15 protein-coding genes are annotated in these 15,589 nt (G+C 66.4%); 5 read left to right on the top strand and 10 right to left on the bottom strand.

All coding sequences use genetic code 11. The features are described from left to right. Nucleotides 1–180: 180 nt before the first annotated feature. The 9 genes from ACKTSM_RS08990 to ACKTSM_RS08950 all read right to left on the bottom strand — a co-directional run bounded on the left by ACKTSM_RS08990 (nt 181) and on the right by ACKTSM_RS08950 (nt 9,789). Nucleotides 181–1,368: a molybdopterin molybdotransferase MoeA gene (locus ACKTSM_RS08990; protein ID WP_407874319.1), complete on the bottom strand. Its 1,188-nt coding sequence runs from the start codon at nt 1,366–1,368 to the stop codon at nt 181–183. Continuing rightward, nucleotides 1,365–1,841 (bottom strand): cyclic pyranopterin monophosphate synthase MoaC, encoded by a 477-nt coding sequence (moaC, locus tag ACKTSM_RS08985; RefSeq protein ID WP_407874318.1) that lies wholly within the window; start codon nt 1,839–1,841, stop codon nt 1,365–1,367. Before moaC ends, ACKTSM_RS08990 begins: the two co-directional genes overlap by 4 nt. Before the next feature lie 204 nt (nt 1,842–2,045). Then, nucleotides 2,046–2,834 carry an indole-3-glycerol phosphate synthase TrpC gene (gene trpC, locus ACKTSM_RS08980; RefSeq protein ID WP_407874317.1) on the bottom strand — a complete coding sequence of 263 codons (789 nt, stop codon included), beginning with the start codon at nt 2,832–2,834 and terminating at the stop codon, nt 2,046–2,048. Between the two features lie 5 nt (nt 2,835–2,839). Next, nucleotides 2,840–3,832, bottom strand: a complete 993-nt coding sequence (trpD, locus tag ACKTSM_RS08975) for an anthranilate phosphoribosyltransferase (protein WP_407874316.1) — start codon at nt 3,830–3,832, stop codon at nt 2,840–2,842. Then, the gene (locus ACKTSM_RS08970) at nt 3,829–4,419 is read right to left on the bottom strand and encodes an anthranilate synthase component II (RefSeq protein ID WP_407874315.1); all 591 of its coding nucleotides are present in this window, start codon (nt 4,417–4,419) and stop codon (nt 3,829–3,831) included. Before ACKTSM_RS08970 ends, trpD begins: the two co-directional genes overlap by 4 nt. 6 nt (nt 4,420–4,425) lie before the next feature. Beyond that, nucleotides 4,426–5,400 (bottom strand): prolyl aminopeptidase, encoded by a 975-nt coding sequence (gene pip, locus ACKTSM_RS08965; protein WP_407876343.1) that lies wholly within the window; start codon nt 5,398–5,400, stop codon nt 4,426–4,428. 14 nt (nt 5,401–5,414) lie between these two features. Next, nucleotides 5,415–6,263 (bottom strand): phosphodiester glycosidase family protein, encoded by an 849-nt coding sequence (locus ACKTSM_RS08960; RefSeq protein WP_407874314.1) that lies wholly within the window; start codon nt 6,261–6,263, stop codon nt 5,415–5,417. A 2-nt stretch (nt 6,264–6,265) separates the two neighbouring features. Further along, on the bottom strand, nt 6,266–7,825 hold the full coding sequence (gene trpE / locus ACKTSM_RS08955; protein ID WP_407874313.1) for an anthranilate synthase component I: 1,560 nt from the start codon (nt 7,823–7,825) through the stop codon (nt 6,266–6,268). Nucleotides 7,826–7,854: 29 nt separating this feature from the next. Beyond that, nucleotides 7,855–9,789, bottom strand: a complete 1,935-nt coding sequence (locus tag ACKTSM_RS08950; RefSeq protein WP_407874312.1) for a SurA N-terminal domain-containing protein — start codon at nt 9,787–9,789, stop codon at nt 7,855–7,857. A gap of 293 nt (nt 9,790–10,082) precedes the next feature. On the opposite strand from ACKTSM_RS08950, the gene tpiA reads away from it, so the two are divergent. The 3 genes from tpiA (at nt 10,083) to ACKTSM_RS08935 (ending at nt 13,112) form a co-directional block, all read left to right on the top strand. Beyond that, nucleotides 10,083–10,847 carry a triose-phosphate isomerase gene (gene tpiA, locus ACKTSM_RS08945; RefSeq protein WP_407874311.1) on the top strand — a complete coding sequence of 255 codons (765 nt, stop codon included), beginning with the start codon at nt 10,083–10,085 and terminating at the stop codon, nt 10,845–10,847. 128 nt (nt 10,848–10,975) lie between these two features. Continuing rightward, the gene (gene secG, locus ACKTSM_RS08940; RefSeq protein ID WP_407874310.1) at nt 10,976–11,365 is read left to right on the top strand and encodes a preprotein translocase subunit SecG; all 390 of its coding nucleotides are present in this window, start codon (nt 10,976–10,978) and stop codon (nt 11,363–11,365) included. Between the two features lie 109 nt (nt 11,366–11,474). After that, entirely contained in the window at nt 11,475–13,112 is a 1,638-nt protein-coding gene (locus tag ACKTSM_RS08935) for a CTP synthase (protein ID WP_407874309.1), read from the top strand. Nucleotides 13,113–13,821: 709 nt separating this feature from the next. Here the strand turns inward: ACKTSM_RS08935 and ACKTSM_RS08930 are convergent. After that, nucleotides 13,822–14,316: an Hsp20 family protein gene (locus ACKTSM_RS08930; RefSeq protein ID WP_407874308.1), complete on the bottom strand. Its 495-nt coding sequence runs from the start codon at nt 14,314–14,316 to the stop codon at nt 13,822–13,824. Between the two features lie 178 nt (nt 14,317–14,494). Between ACKTSM_RS08930 and grxC the strand changes: the two genes are divergently transcribed. Further along, on the top strand, nt 14,495–14,758 hold the full coding sequence (gene grxC / locus ACKTSM_RS08925; RefSeq protein ID WP_407874307.1) for a glutaredoxin 3: 264 nt from the start codon (nt 14,495–14,497) through the stop codon (nt 14,756–14,758). A 9-nt stretch (nt 14,759–14,767) separates the two neighbouring features. Further along, nucleotides 14,768–15,589, top strand: coding sequence for a carbon-nitrogen hydrolase family protein (locus tag ACKTSM_RS08920; RefSeq protein WP_407874306.1), 822 nt, complete (start codon nt 14,768–14,770; stop codon nt 15,587–15,589).

Here is a 15,589-nt window from a genome sequence, read left to right as displayed (position 1 = left end):
AGGATCGGGCGATCCGGGCACGGGTGCCATCCCTCTTGCGCCCCCAGAGGCAGCGAACCTGCGGGGCAGGGGCGCTGCGTTCGGGGCCGTTTCCGCGCACCGATATGGTGAACGAATACAGAACAATTAGGCAACTCGATTCGGCAAGTCAAGCGAGCTCATCGGGATAACCCGCAGAAATCAGCCATTTTGAAGGCGCAGCACGCGAACCGTGTCTCCAGTGGCCGAAGGCGCGGCGCCCGCGGGCCGATCGATCAGGCAGTTTGCGCGCGCCAAAGCGTGCAGCGCGCTCGAATCCTGCGAGGCGGCAAGGCGCACCTCGCCCGCGCTCCATATCCCGCGCAGGAAGGAACGCCGCGTCCCGGTCGCCGGCAGGTCTTCACCGAGTATCGCCGGCTCGCTCTCGGGCAGGGTATCGGCCATGCCATTGGCGCGGCGCACCAGCGGGAGCGCGAAGAGGAAAGCCGTGACGAAACTCGATACCGGGTTGCCCGGCAGGCCGAGCACCACCTGGTGCTGTTCGCCCGCCTGGCGCGATGCGACCAGCAGGGGCTTGCCCGGCTTGATCGCCACCTTCCAGAAGGCAATGTTGGCGCCCCAGTCCGCGAGCGCCCCTCGCACGTGATCGTGGTCGCCCACCGATGCGCCGCCAATTGTGATGACGATATCGGCGTACCTGGCTTCTTCGAGCGAACGGGCAAGCGCAGCCGGGTCATCGCCGACCGGCCCGAGACGTTCGACCTCGCAGGCCAGCGGCGCGAGCAGGCCAGCGACCATAGCGCCATTGCAAGCCGGGACCTGGTGCGGCGCGCAGTCAGCCGGATCGCGTGCAAGCTCGTCACCGCATTCGATCACCGCGACGCGCGTCGCCCGAACGACCGGCAATTCACCGTGCCCCGATGCGAGCGCCAAAGCGAGGCGGGCAGGGGTGATCACCTCTCCCGATGCCAACACCCTTTCGCCGACGCCGAAATCGAAACCGCGCTTGCGGACATGCTGGCCCGGCACCGGGTCGGCCGCCGTGCTCACTCGGTCGTGCTCCACCGCGGCGTCTTCGCGGATCAGCACCCGGTCCGCGCCGTCGGGCATGGCCGCGCCGGTCGAAATGCGGGTGCATTGGCCGGGTTCGAGCGCGCCTTCGAAGGGCGCCCCGGCGCGCGATTCGCCCACGCATCGCCACGGGCCATGGCCCCGCAGCGCGAAACCATCCATGGCGGACACATCGAAGGGCGGCTGCGCGCGCCGCGCGGTGCAACCGGCCGCAAGAACCCGGCCCAGCGCCCGATCGCTCGGCACGGTCTCGCTCCCCAGCTCGGGAGCGAGCGCGAGCAAGCGCTCCTGCGCCTGTTCGAGCGCGAGCAGGCTCACGCCTCGCTCGCGCGCCAGGTGCCCGACTTGCCGCCGCGCTTCTCGATCAGGCGAATCTCTCCGATCACCATTGCCCGGTCGAGTGCCTTGGCCATGTCGTAGATCGTCAGAAGCGCGGTAGAGACCGCGACCAGGGCTTCCATCTCGACCCCGGTCTTGCCGGTGAGCGATGCGCTGGCAGTGGCGCGCAGACCGTCATTCTCCAAAGCAAAATCGATCGTGACCGCATCGAGCGCGAGCGGGTGGCACAGCGGGATCAAATCGCCGGTGCGCTTGGCCGCCATGATCCCGGCAATCCGCGCGGCGGCCAGCACGTCGCCCTTGGGATTGTCGCCCCCCTTGATCGCGCCGAGCGCCTCTTGCGACATCTTTATCCGCCCCGAAGCGACGGCGATGCGTGCGCTGGGCTGTTTCGCGCCGATATCGACCATGCGCGCTGCGCCCGATCCGTCGAGATGGGTGAGCCTCGTCATGCCGCTCGGCCCGTCGCAGCTGTGGCACGGGTGGAACACATGGAACACTGTCCTGGTGCAAAAAGCCAATCGATCACTCGAATGGTTCTTGATCGGAAAAAGCGATCTTTGGCGTAGGTGTGTGGGCCGGTCATGACGCCTGTCTGCCAGAAGCGCGCGGCGTAGGACAGGGGGCGGCACGCGCGCATCAGCGCCGCCCCGCGATCACCCTTCGAGCAGCGCGCGGGTGGCAGCCGCGATATCCTCGGCGCGCATCAGGCTTTCGCCCACCAGGAACGTCCGCACCCCGCTTTTCGCCAGCCGTTCCAGATCGGCATGCACCGCGATACCGCTTTCGCCGACCAGCAATGCGCCTTCGGGTGCGAGCGGGGCGAGGCGTTCGGTCACGCCGAGCGAGGTGGTGAAGCTCTTGAGGTCGCGGTTGTTGACCCCGATCAGCCGGCTTTGAAGGTGTCGGGCGGCGCGCTCCATCTCGGCCTCGTCGTGGACTTCGACCAGCACGTCCATCCCGCGTTCGAGCGCGGCGGCCTCGATCTCGGCCATGGCCCCGTCATCGAGCGCGGCGACGATCACCAGCACCGCGTCGGCCCCGATGGCGCGGGCCTCGGCGCATTGCCAGGGATCGACCATGAAATCCTTGCGCAGCACCGGCAGTTCGCAGGCGGCGCGTGCGGCGACGAGGTAGTCCTCGTGGCCCTGGAAATAGGGCGCATCGGTCAGCACCGACAGGCAGGCCGCGCCGCCCCGGGCATAGGCTTGCGCGTGTTCGGAGGGGCGGAAATCCTCGCGGATCAGCCCCTTGGACGGGCTCGCGCGCTTGATCTCGGCGATCAGCGCGAAGTCGGTCCTGGCCCGGTCGCGCAAGGCCTGTTCGAAGCCGCGCGGCCGGGTCTGGATGGCGGCGGCCGCGTCGAGATCGGCGAGCGAGACCGCGCCCTTGCGCGCGGCGACCACTTCGCGCTTGGCGGCGCAGATTTCCTCGAGCTTGTTCATGGCCTTCAAACCGCCATCTCGATCCAGCGGGCGAGCAGGTCCTGCGCGCGGCCGCTGTCGAGCGCCTCGGCGGCCATGTCGGCGCCTTCGGCGAGGGTTTCGGTGCGGCCCGCGACCATCAGGGTGGCCGCCGCATTGAACGCCACCGCGTCGCGATAGGGTCCGGGGGTGCCGCCGAGCAGCGCGGCGAGCGCCTTGGCATTGTGCGCGGCATCGCCGCCGCGGATCGCTTCGACGGGCGCGTGGGGCAGGCCCGCCATCGCGGCATCGACCCGGCGCATTTCGAAATCGCCATCGCGCACATCGGCCAGTTCGTTTCCGCCGGCCAGGCTCAGTTCGTCGAGCCCCTCATCGCCCGAGACGATGAACGTGCGCGCGGTGCCGAGCTTCGCCTTGGCGGCGGCATAGATCGGGACATAGCCGGGGCGTGCGATCCCGATCAGCTGGCGGGTGACGCGTGCGGGGTTCGAAAGCGGTCCCATCAGGTTGAAGATGGTGCGCTTGCCGAGTTTCTGGCGGATGGGCTGGATGCGACCCATGGCCGGGTGGTGGTTCTTGGCGAACAGGAAGCAGATGCCGATCTCGGCGAGCGTTCTTTCAGCGGTGCGGCCGGCGGCATCCATGTCGAGGCCGAGCGCTTCGAGCGTGTCGGCCGCGCCCGATTTGGACGAGGCGGCGCGGTTGCCGTGCTTTGCGACCGGCACTCCGCAGGCCGCGACCACGAGGCTGACCGCGGTCGAGACATTGAGCGTGTGGTGTCCGTCGCCCCCGGTTCCGCAGCAATCGACTGCGCCTTCGGGAGCCTCGATCGGGATCAGCCGCGCCCGCAGCGCGCGCGCCGCGCCCGCGATCTCGTCGGAGGTTTCGCTGCGTTCGGTCATCGCCAGCAGGAAGCGCGCAATCTCCTCCTCGCTCGCCTCGCCGTCGAGGATCCAGCCGAACACCTCCTCGGCCTCGGCCTCGTTCATGTGCGGCACTTCGAGGGGGAGGGTCTTCATCGGGGTTCCTTGGGGGCGATGCCGCAAATCTTGAGGAAATTGGCGAGCAGGTCGTGACCGTGCTCGGTGGCGATGCTTTCGGGGTGGAATTGCACGCCGTGGATGGGCAGGTCCACGTGGCGGAAGCCCTGGACATGGCTATCGTCCGAGGTCGCGTTGACCTCGAGACAGTCGGGAATGTCCTCAACCACGAGGCTGTGATAGCGGGTCGCCGCAAACGGCGAGGGCAATCCGGCGAACACGCCGGTTCCATCGTGGCTGACCGCAGAGGTCTTGCCGTGCATCAACCCGCCGCGCACGACCCTGCCGCCGAAATGCTGGCCGATCGCCTGGTGGCCGAGGCACACGCCGAGCAGCGGTTTGCGCGCATCGGCACAGGCCGCCACGAGGTCGAGGCTGATGCCGGCCTCGTCGGGCGTGCACGGGCCGGGCGAGATCAGGAAACCCGCCGCATCGCTCGACAAGGCTTCGGACGCACTGACCGCGTCATTGCGCTCGACCCGCACCTCAGCGCCCAGTTCCATCAGGTAATGGACGAGGTTGAAGGTGAAGCTGTCGTAATTGTCGATGACGAGGATGTGGCTCATGCGGGGTCAGCCGTTCGTGTCCGCGCTCTTGCCCGCCAGCTTGTCGGTCGCGCGCACGAGTCCGTCGATGATCCCCGGCTCGCTTGCCGAGTGCCCGGCATCGTGGACCATCCAAAGCTCGGCATGGGGCAGCGCCTTTTTCAGCTCCCATGCACTGGTCGGCGGAGTGCAGATATCGTGGCGACCCTGGACGATGATGGTGGGGATGTCCCGGATCGCATCGACATCGCGCAGCAATTGCGCTTCTTCGAGGAAGAAATCCTCGAGGAAGAAGCGCGCGCAGATGCGGGCGAAGGGGACCGCCTTGGCCGGTTCCTCGAAATCGGCGAGCAGGTCGTCATTGGGAAGCAAGGTTGCAACCGTGCCCTCCCACAGCGACCATTCCTTCGCCGCAGCAAGCCTCGTCGCCTCGTCCTCGCTCGTCAGCCGCGCGTGATAGGCGCGCACCAGATTGTCGCGCTCGGCTTCGGGGATGTGGCCCGAAAAGCTGTCCCACTGTTCGGCCATGATCTCGCTCGCGCCGTAGCGGTAGAGCCAGTTCTTTTCCTTTTCGCGCGCAAGGAAGACGCCGCGCAAAACCAGCTCGGTGGTGCGTTCGGGGTGCTTTTGCGCATAGGCGAGAGCGAGCGTCGCGCCCCAGCTTCCGCCGAAGACCTGCCACGCCTCGTGCCCGCACATTTTGCGCAGGGCCTCGATATCCGAGACGATGCGCCAGGTGTCGTTGTGCGCGATCTCGGCAAAGGGAAGCGACTTGCCGCAGCCGCGCTGGTCGAACAGCAGCACGTCGTAGATTTCAGGGTCCCACTGGCGGCGATGCGAGGGCGCCATGCCGCCGCCCGGTCCGCCATGCAGAAAGACCGCAGGCTTGCCGCCGGGCGTTCCGACACGCTCGTAATAGAGCGAATGGCCTTCGCCGACATCGAGCATCCCGGTCTCGTATGGCTCGATCTCGGGATAGAGCGTGCGCTTGTAGTCGATCATGTTCGAATTTCTCGTCATCGTCTCGTCACCACCAGAAGCGGGCCGACCCGGCCCTTGTCCATTCGCCCGCTGGCAGGGTCCCACAAGGCGGAGATTTTGCCATCGAGATAGAGCGCGTCGCGCGCGCCGATCTCGTCGCGGAAGAAACGCGCGAGCTGGCCGAAACTGAGCGGGGCATCGGATATCACGAAATGGGCGCGCCCCTCGGCATCGATACCCACGCCATTGCGGATCGCGCGCGAGGGGCCGTTGTCCTGTATTTCAGGGTGCATCGCGCCATCGATCAGCAGCATCGGACCCGATTGCGTTCCGAATTGCGGGCGGGTGCCGACCGTGCGCAGGAAGGTCTCGCTGTCGAGCAAGCGCCAGCTGTCGCCGGTGCCGAAAAACACGCCATTGGGCTTGAGGTAGAAATTGCCCGCTATCCCGGCAGAGCCATCGCCCATGTCGAGTTCGGACAAGCGGTCGCCAGCGCGCACGAAATAGCCGATCGGACGCAGGTCATCGCCATACATGCCGCCATTCATCACGAAGGCGATGTCGCTTTCGTTGCGGCCCGCGGCCCAGCCTTCGATCGTGCCGAAATTGTCGCCGCTGACCGGCGCGAGAGCGGTGTCGATCCGGTGGCGTTCGGGATCGGCGATGCAATGGGTGACCGGGACGCTTTCGAACACGGCCTGCCTGCAGGCGGCGCCTTCGCCCGGCTCGCCGTTCGCATCGGCAGCGATTTGCGCGGGAGTTTGATCCGTGCCTTCGACCGCTTCGCCAAGCTCGGCGCGCACGACCGGCTCGCCCTCGGGCTGTTTCTCGCACGCGGCCAGCGCCAGTGCGGCGATGAACACAGCGGCGGTTCTACCCGGCATCCTCATTGGCCGAACCCCGGCTCGCCCACGACCCGCACCGCCTCGCGCGCGGCGGCGATCAGGGCGCCCGCCTTGGCGCGGCATTCGGCCAGTTCGCTGTCGGGATCGCTATCGGCAACGATCCCTGCGCCTGCCTGCACGTGCATGACATCGTCCTTCACCACGGCAGTGCGCAGCACGATGCACGAATCGACCGATCCGTCGGGCGCGAAATAACCGACCCCGCCGGCATAGGCGCCGCGGGTTTCGGTTTCGAGTTCGGCGATGATCTCGCAGGCGCGGATTTTGGGCGCGCCCGAGACGGTGCCGGCCGGAAAGCCTGCAAACAGCGCATCGAGCGCGCTCTTTTCGGGGGCGAGAGTCCCGATGACATTGGAAACGATGTGCATGACGTGGCTGTAGCGTTCGATGGTGAAACTGTCAGTGACGGTAACGCTGCCGCTTTGCGTGACGCGCCCGACATCGTTGCGCCCGAGATCGAGCAGCATCAGGTGTTCGGCGCATTCCTTGGGATCGGCGAGCAGGGCGGCTTCGTTGGCGAGGTCATCCTCGCGGGTCGCACCGCGCGGTCGGGTGCCGGCAATCGGGCGCACGGTGACCTGCTGCGCGCCATCGGCATCGGGGCGGACGCGCACGAGGATCTCGGGGCTGGAGCCGACGATGGCGAAGCCGGGCAGGTCGAGGAAATAGAGGAAGGGCGAGGGGTTAACCCGCCTCAGCGCGCGGTAAAGCGCGAAGGGCGGCAGGGTGAAAGGGCAGGTGAAACGCTGGGCGAGCACGACCTGGAAGATGTCGCCTGCAAGGATGTATTGCTGCGCGCGTTCGACCAGTGCCTTGTAATCATCGCCCTCCATCACCGGTGACAGCGACGGTTCGTGGGCCGGTGGTTCATGGCGGGCGGGCTGCGCGCGGGGCGCGGCGAGCTTGCGCAGCGCCTCGTCGATCCGCTCGCCGGCTGCGGCAATCGCGCGCTCCGGATCGTCAGCCGACCAGATCGGCGCGATGCAGAACAATTCGTCGGACAGCCCGTCGAACACCAGGACCAGGGTCGGGCGCACGAACAGCATGTCGGGCAGGTCGAGCGCGCTGCGCGGTGCGCGCGGGAGAGTTTCGACAAGCCCGATCGTCTCGTATCCGAAATAGCCGACGAGACACGCGAGCGCGGGTGGTAGAGCGGCCGGCAGATCGGCGATCCGGCAGCTATCGGCGAGCGCCCGGAGCGCGGCGAGCGCGTCCTCGCCCTCATTCGCCTCGCAAGGGACGAAAGCCGCGCGGTCGGCCTGCCATTGGCGGTTGATCGCGGCCCGGCCTTCATGGGCGCGGAAGACGAGGTCGGGATCGAGCCCGAGCAGGCTGTAGCGCCCGCGCACCTCGCCGCCTTCGACCGATTCGAGCAGGAAATCGCCGCGGCCTGCTTCGATTAACCTCTCCGCCGCGCCGACCGGCGTGTCGCAATCGGCGATCACCTTGCGCCAGACCAGCGCAGGCGCACCCTTGCCGAGCGCTGCGGCGGCTTGGGCGCGGTTCTGCAATGCGGGGGAGGCGGGTTCGTCCTGGGTCACGCGGTGGCGGGGTCGCTGCGGCGCAGCGCTCAGCTTTCGCCGGCGAGCGTGCGGCGCAGCGCCTCGATCGCGTCCTCGTTGCGCTCGACGCCGACTTCCTCGCGGATCGCACGGGTCAGCTGCGCGGCATATTCGCCGGTCAGGGCGGGCGCGAGCTGGCTGCGGGTCTGGGCGAGCACTTCGGGATTGTCCTCGATCGGGTCGGTCTCGATCGATTCAAGGTCGACCACGTACCAACCGAATTCGCCTGCATCCTCGAGAATCTTGGTCGAGCCGGTCGCCATCGAGAACAGCAGCACCAGCGGGGCCGGCACGCGCTGCTGGCCCGAGAGCAGTTCGGCGCGGCGCAGGTTGACGTTCTCGACCTGGGTCAGGGCCGGGTTCGCCTCGCGCATAGCCGTGGCAAGGTCCTTGCCGCCTTCGACCGCTTCGAGGATCTCGGCAGCGGCTTCGCCCGCGCGCCGGTTGCCCTCGCTGCGGCGCCAGGCCGCGACCACTTCGGCGCGCACCTCGCCAAGCGGCGGAGCGGCGGCTTCCTCGATATCGCTGACATCGAAGATCGCGAACTCGGCGCCCGGAACGATTTCGGCAAGCTGTGGCTCGCTCTCATCCATCTGGAACGCGGTCGAAAGCAGCGGGCGCAGGTCGTCGGGCACGCTGGCTCCGGGGCGACCATAGATCTGGCCGCTGGCAAGCACTTCGCTGACAGCGGTGATCTCGAGCCCGTATTCGGCAGCGACATCGGACAAGGAGGTGCCGGTATCGACCATCTCCTCGATCCGGCTGCTCATCTCGATCAGAGCACCGGCGCGCGCTTCCTCGCGCAGCTGGGCAGCGATCTCGTCTCGGACCTGGTCGAGCGAGCGCGCCGCATTGCTCTCGACGTCATCGACCCGGGCGACATACCAGCCAAGCGACGAGCGCGCCGGTTCGACGATGGCCCCTTCGCGCGCGGCAAAGACGCGTTCGGCAAAGGCCGCGCTGGTGGCCTGCGCCAGGGTGGCCTGGTCGCGCAATTCGCCGGTCGAGACGTTGAAGCCGGCCTCGCGTGCGGCCGCTTCGAGCGAGGTGCCAGCGCGGATCCGTTCGACGAGGGCGTTCGCGGCTGCCTGTGTCGGCACCACGAAGGAGCTGATCGCGCGGCGTTCGCTCGCGGCATAGAGCTGCGTGTCGCGTTCGTAGCGCGCGGCGATCGCCGCATCGGTCGGCGCCTCGCCCACACCGGCTTCGCCCGCGCCGAAACGCGCGAAACGGATCGTGCGGCGTTCGGGCCGGAGAAAATCGGAGCGGTTTTCGCTGTAGAAGGTGTTGAGCGTCTCGGCGCCGGGATCGCCTTCGGGAGCGAATGCGGTGGCCGGGATCATCCCGATCTTGCCCTCGCGCCGTTCGAGCACGAGTGCCGAATACTGGCGCGCGGCGGCTTCGGGCATTTGCGGGGCGGAAAGCGCGGGGCGGAGCAATTGCTGGGCGAGCAGGCCATCGCCGATATCGCGCCGCAGGATCGCATCGGTGATGCCTTCGCGGCGAAGCGCGGCCTGGTAGGTCGCCTGGTCGAAATCGCCGGTGAGGTTGCGGAATGCCTGGATCTTCAAAATTTCGCTGTTGATCAGGTTGTCGCCTGCGCGAAGGCCATGCTCGCGTGCGAAAATACCGGTGGCATAGCGATCGATCATCCGGTCGAGCTCGGCCTCGAGCCCGCCCTGCGCGATGAATTGCGGCATGGTGATCGTCGGGTTCTGCTGGCGCGCCTCGGACAATGCGTTCTGCATCGAGCTGTTCATCTCGTTGCCGGTGATCGCCTCGTCACCCACGACCGCGAGCTTGTCGTCCCCGGTGAGCCCGCCAAAGGTCGCCGATCCGCTGATATCGCTCGCGGCAAAGGCCAGCGCGACGATCACGAGAAAACCGATAAAGATCGGCAGGCCGATTTTCGACTGGAAGAAGTTGCGAAATAGCGAGATCATCTTGGTGCAATTCCCGGTAAATAGGCATCGAGGCCTTGCGTCCCCGCACGCCTCGTCAGCAAGACCATGCGGGTCGGAAAGCCATTTCGTGTCGGCCGTTACGCTCGCGTGAACGATGATCGATCGCGCCGAGGGGGCAGGGCCGGTCAGGCGCTTTATCTGCCATGCGACCTCGCGGCAACAGGTTCGGAAGGGTTTTGACTAAACTTGCCCTACCGGCTAGCGGACGCGCCCCCCGCACACTACATCGGGCGCTCGGATTCGAAGCCCCAATTTTCTCAGGATAAATGCGAATGCCCCTGCGGCCTTATATCGTCGGTAACTGGAAGATGCACGGAACGCGCGCAATGCTTTCCGAAGCGCGCGCGATCGACCGCGCAGCGCAGCGTCACATGAAGGTCGAGGTCGCGCTCGCCCCGCCTTACACCCTGATCCACCCGATCCATCGCGAGGCCGAGCAGATCATGGTCGGCGCGCAGGATTGCCATCACGAGGAAGGCGGCGCGCATACCGGCGACATCTCCGCTTCCATGGTCGCCGATGCGGGTGCGAAATTCGTCATTCTCGGCCATAGCGAACGCCGCCAGAACCACGGCGAGAGCGATGCCACCGTGCGCGCCAAGGCCGAAGCCGCCTTTGCCGCGGGGCTGCGCGTCATCATGTGCGTGGGCGAGACCGAGGACATCCGCGAAGACGGTCGCGCGCTCGACCACGTCAAGGCGCAGCTCAAGGCATCGCTTCCTGAAAGCATCGAGGATGCCGGCGAACGGCTGACGGTGGCCTACGAGCCGGTCTGGGCGATCGGCACCGGCAAGACCGCCACCCCTGCCGACATTGCCGAAATGCACGCCGATATCCGCGCGCTGCTGGTCGAACTCCTCGGCGAGGAGCACGGGCGCGAGGTGCGCATCCTCTACGGCGGCTCGGTCAAGCCCGAAAATGCCGGCGAAATCCTCTCCACTCCCGAGGTCGGCGGCGCTCTGGTTGGCGGGGCCAGCCTGACCGCTGACAGCTTCATGGGCATCGCGCTCGCGGCCGGGGAAAGCGACGAGGGCTGACCCGCTGCGCACCTGCCGGTGCCGCGCACCCGGCGCGAGGGGGCAAGAGAGCTTGCCCCCGCGCCCCAACATCCCTAGATGCGCTGCCCAACCGATACGAATAGAAATCTCCCGATCAGAAGAAGTCCATGTCGCTGTTCATCATCCTCACCGTGATCCAGGCCATCGTCGCCGCCGCTCTCGTCGGCGTCGTGCTCATGCAGCGCTCCGAAGGCGGCGGGCTGGGCATTGGCGGCAATCCTTCGGGTGCGCTGGGTGCGCGCGGTGCCGCGGACTTTCTCACCCGCTCGACCCGCTGGCTCGCAATTGCCTTCGTGGTCCTCTCGATCGTGCTGGCGGCCCTGGCGGTGAACGAATCGCGCGTGGCCGAGATCTCGACCACTCTCGATCGCGATGTCGCGGCTCCTGCTGCCGATGACTTGCTGGCCGATCCGGCCGCTCCTTCGGGTGCGGCCACCGCGGACGACCTGCTCGCCGATCCGGCCGACAATGCCTCGGACGATCCGCTCGCCGAATAGTCCCGGCTCGCCGATCAGCCGATTTTTCAAACAGTTTGTGGATTGCGGGCCTTCGGGCCACGCATTTCGCTTGCCTCCAAACCCATCTGACGCTTAAGGCCCAACTCCCATGGCGCGGTTCATTTTTATCACCGGCGGCGTGGTTTCCTCGCTCGGCAAAGGTCTCATGGCGGCTTCGCTGGCCTCGCTCCTTCAGGCGCGTGGCTACAAGGTCCGCATTCGCAAGTTCGACCCCTATCTCAACGTCGATCCGGGCACGATGAGCCCGTATCAGCACGGCGAGGTCTATGTCACCGATGACGGGGCCGAGACCGATCTCGACCTCGGTCACTACGAACGCTTCACCGGCGTTTCGGCGCGCCAGAGCGACAACATCACGAGCGGACGCGTCTATCGCGACATCATCGCCAAGGAACGCCGCGGCGATTATCTGGGCGCGACGGTGCAGGTGATCCCGCACGTGACCGACGCGATCAAGGAATTCGCGCTCGCAGGTCAGGACGACCACGATTTCATCCTGTGCGAGATCGGCGGGACGGTGGGCGACATCGAATCGCTGCCCTTCATGGAAGCGATCCGCCAGCTTCGTAACGAGCTTGAACCGATGCAGACGCTGTCGGTCCACGTCACGCTCGTGCCCTATATCGCGGCGGCCGGAGAGCTGAAGACCAAGCCGACGCAGCACTCGGTCCGCGAACTGGCGAGCCTCGGGATCAAGCCCGACGTGCTGCTGTGCCGCGCCGAGCATCCGATTCCCGACGGCGAGCGCCGGAAGATCGCCAATTTCTGCAATGTCCGCATGGAAGCGGTGATCCCCGCGCTCGATGCGCCCTCGATCTATTCGGTCCCGTTGCAATATCACGAGGCCGGGCTCGACGACGAGGTGCTGCGCGGTTTCGGCATCACCGATGCGCCCGCGCCCGACCTGTCGGCGTGGAACGATGTCACTGATCGCTATTTCAATCCCGAAGGCGAAGTCACCATCGGGGTGGTGGGCAAATATGTCGGCCTGCCCGACGCCTACAAGAGCCTCAACGAGGCCTTGGTCCATGGCGGGCTCGCCAACCGGGTCAAGGTCAACATCAAGTGGATCGATGCCGAGATATTCGAGGGCGAAGACGAGGCGGAAATCGTCTCCGCGCTCGAGCCCATGCACGGCATCCTCGTTCCCGGCGGCTTTGGTGAGCGCGGCAGCGAGGGCAAGATTGCCAGCGTCCGTTTCGCCCGCACCCGCAAGGTGCCGTTCTTCGGTATCTGCCTCGGCATGCAGATGGCCTGTATCGAGGGCGCGCGCGCAGCCGGTTTCGACGCAGCCTCGTCGACCGAATTCGGCGAGACGCGCGAACCGGTGGTCGGGATCATCACCGAGTGGATGAGCCAAGAGGGCATCCAGGAGCGCGAGGAAGGCGGCGATCTGGGCGGCACGATGCGGCTCGGCGCCTACGAGGCCAAACTGTCGGCGAACAGCCACACGGCGGCGATGTATGGCGGCGCGGATTCGATCTGGGAACGCCACCGCCACCGCTACGAGGTCAACAGCGCCTATATCGACGCGCTCGAACAGCAGGGGCTGGTCTTTGCCGGCATGTCGCCTGACGGGCTGCTGCCCGAAATTGTCGAGCGGCCCGATCACCCGTGGTTCGTCGGAGTGCAGTTCCACCCCGAACTCAAGTCGCGGCCCTTCGATCCGCACCCGCTCTTTGCCGGCTTCATCGCCGCAGCGCTCGCCCAGTCGCGGCTCGTCTGATCTCGCTCTGCTGATTGCGCGACTCGCGGCCGCTCACAGATGCGGCCGGGGCCGCGACAATCACTCCAGCGGCGATCGGGGCAGGGTGCCCACGCGAACTTGGCCTGTCTTCGCCATGGCTGTCATGCCGCGTCCAGCCCGGTGTCCGCAGCAGGCTGGCCTGCGATGAAGCGCCTCATCGGAGCGGCTTGCTTTAATTATCGTGACGCCCGCTCACGGCGCAAAACGCTGCGCAAATCGCAAGATGCTGCCACGAACCTGGCCGAAACTTGCGTGCGACTTCGGATATCGCTCTTCAGGCCGTATAATTCGTCCGCAAATTAGAGGTTTCACAAATAGCGCTTGCGTCGCGGCCCCAAAGCGCCTTACCTCGCTTGAAAGACTACAGGTTTTCATAAGGGCTGCACGAGGGATCAGTGTCCGCCCGGAACTGGAAACCGCATGGGGGTGAGTGAAATTGAAGATCGCAGCGGGCCGGGGCAGGACTGCCGGCCATCCGCTGCAACGAGCTCGCACCGGAATTGACCGTCTTCTGCGACCCGGACGGTCAGGGCTGGACGAGGCGACTTTAGAGTCGCGGGGGCGGTTCCCATGGAGCCGCCCCCTTCTTATTCAAACTCGGTGAGAATGTTTCGCGGCGACTGCTCAGCAAGTGCCGCGTAGGACCGACCCGCGCGCGGTGCACGGGGTCGGTCTGTCAAAGCGCGGATCAGGCCGCGTCGGCTTCCTTGCCGTCCTTGGCCTTCTTGTCGCTTTCGTCAGGAACCGCGGTGAGCGTCGGCGCGCCGTTGATCGCGATCTTCTTGGGGCGCATTGCCTCGGGCACTTCGCGCACGAGGTCGATCACCAGGAGGCCATCGGCGAGCTCGGCATTGGAGACGCGGACGTAATCGGCCAGCTCGAAGCGGCGTTCGAACCCGCGATTGGCGATACCGACATGCAGCATCTCGGCCTCGTCATCGCCGTCTTCGCGCTTTTTGCCCTGGACGACCAGCAGGTTGGCCTGCGCGGTGATGTCGATGTCCTGCGGGCGGAACCCGGCCACGGCGAGGGTGATCCGGTATTCGTCTTCCCCGCGCCGTGCGATGTTGAAAGGCGGGTAATTGTCGCCCGAATTGGCGCGCGCCTGGCTTTCGAGCATGTCGAACAGGCGGTCGAAACCGACAGTGCTGCGGCGATAGGGGGTGAAATCAAGTCGAGACATATTCCAAATCCTCTTTTTTGAGCAATCGAATGATGGCGGGCCTGCTGCGTGCAGCACCTGCCGGTCTGATGCCGCCAAGTGTTTCCCAAGACTGGCGAAACGCGGCGACAATCCCTAGTTAGGCTGGGCAAATTCGCTTTCAAGAGGCGCAGGTCAAAGCGCCAGCAAGAGGCACGAAATGACGAAACCCAAGGTCGATATCTACACCAAGTTCACCTGCGGCTTTTGCGTGCGCGCGAAGCAATTGCTCGCCTCCAAGGGGGTCGAGTTTACCGAGCACGACATCACCATGGGCGGGCCCAGGCGCGAGGAAATGCTGGCGCGCGCGCCCGGAGCGCGCACGGTGCCGCAGATCTTCATCGGCGACACCCATGTCGGCGGCAGCGATGACCTTGCCCGGCTTGAGGCGCAAGGCGAGCTCGACGCGCTGCTGGCGGGTTAGGGCGCAATCTTGACCAAGATTGCCGTCCTGCAAATGACCTCGGGTATCGACCCCGAAGAGAATTTCGAGATCATCGCTGACGGGCTGGCCCGCGCCCGCGAGGGCGGGGCGCAAATGCTCTTCACGCCCGAAATGTCGCTCCTGCTCGACCAGGACCGCGCGCGCGCGACGCCGCGGATCGAGGACCCTGCGGCGCGTGCCTGGCCCGAAAGGCTCCAGAGGCTGGTGAGCGAACAGGGCGGCCCCTGGCTCGCGCTCGGTTCCTATCCGGTCGCAACCGAGGGCGGGCGTTGGCGCAATCGCTCGCTGCTTATCGACCCGGCGGGCGAGCGGCAGGCGGTCTATGACAAGATCCACATGTTCGACGTCGATCTCGACAGCGGCGAGCGGTGGCGCGAATCGAATGCCTATGCGGCAGGCGACACGGTGGTCACGGCCGAGGACACGCCGCTGGGCCGGCTCGGCCTCGCGATCTGCTACGACATGCGGTTTCCGGCACTGTTCGAGGCACTGGGCCAGCGCAGATGCGATGCCGTCGCCATTCCGGCCGCCTTCACCGTCCCCACCGGCAAGGCACACTGGCACGTGCTCCTGCGCGCCCGCGCGATCGAGGCATCGGCCTTTGTAATCGCCGCCGCGCAGGTCGGGCGCCACCCGGACGGGCGCGAGACCTATGGCCACAGCCTCGTCGTCGATCCCTGGGGCGAGGTCCTTCTCGACATGGGCGGCGCGGGGCCGGGCCTTGGCTTTTGCGATGTCGATCTTGCCCGCATCGAGGCAGTTCGCGCGCAGGTTCCCAGCCTTGCCAATCGGCGACAAATCGCCAATTAG

The organism is Qipengyuania nanhaisediminis (genome assembly GCF_045862805.1).
Lineage (GTDB): Bacteria > Pseudomonadota > Alphaproteobacteria > Sphingomonadales > Sphingomonadaceae > Erythrobacter > Erythrobacter nanhaisediminis_A.
The sequence above is the reverse complement of the archived record's forward strand: the minus strand, read 5'-3'. Positions and strand labels throughout refer to the sequence as shown.

Bases quoted from the DNA above. Each gene is read 5' to 3' on its own strand.
- moaC (WP_407874318.1), bottom strand. From the start codon at position 1,841: ATGACGAGGCTCACCCATCTCGACGGATCGGGCGCAGCGCGCATGGTC.
- trpC (WP_407874317.1), bottom strand. From the start codon at position 2,834: ATGAACAAGCTCGAGGAAATCTGCGCCGCCAAGCGCGAAGTGGTCGCC.
- trpD (WP_407874316.1), bottom strand. From the start codon at position 3,832: ATGAAGACCCTCCCCCTCGAAGTGCCGCACATGAACGAGGCCGAGGCC.
- ACKTSM_RS08970 (WP_407874315.1), bottom strand. From the start codon at position 4,419: ATGAGCCACATCCTCGTCATCGACAATTACGACAGCTTCACCTTCAAC.
- pip (WP_407876343.1), bottom strand. From the start codon at position 5,400: ATGATCGACTACAAGCGCACGCTCTATCCCGAGATCGAGCCATACGAG.
- ACKTSM_RS08960 (WP_407874314.1), bottom strand. From the start codon at position 6,263: ATGCCGGGTAGAACCGCCGCTGTGTTCATCGCCGCACTGGCGCTGGCC.
- ACKTSM_RS08950 (WP_407874312.1), bottom strand. From the start codon at position 9,789: ATGATCTCGCTATTTCGCAACTTCTTCCAGTCGAAAATCGGCCTGCCG.
- tpiA (WP_407874311.1), top strand. From the start codon at position 10,083: ATGCCCCTGCGGCCTTATATCGTCGGTAACTGGAAGATGCACGGAACG.
- secG (WP_407874310.1), top strand. From the start codon at position 10,976: ATGTCGCTGTTCATCATCCTCACCGTGATCCAGGCCATCGTCGCCGCC.
- ACKTSM_RS08935 (WP_407874309.1), top strand. From the start codon at position 11,475: ATGGCGCGGTTCATTTTTATCACCGGCGGCGTGGTTTCCTCGCTCGGC.
- ACKTSM_RS08930 (WP_407874308.1), bottom strand. From the start codon at position 14,316: ATGTCTCGACTTGATTTCACCCCCTATCGCCGCAGCACTGTCGGTTTC.
- grxC (WP_407874307.1), top strand. From the start codon at position 14,495: ATGACGAAACCCAAGGTCGATATCTACACCAAGTTCACCTGCGGCTTT.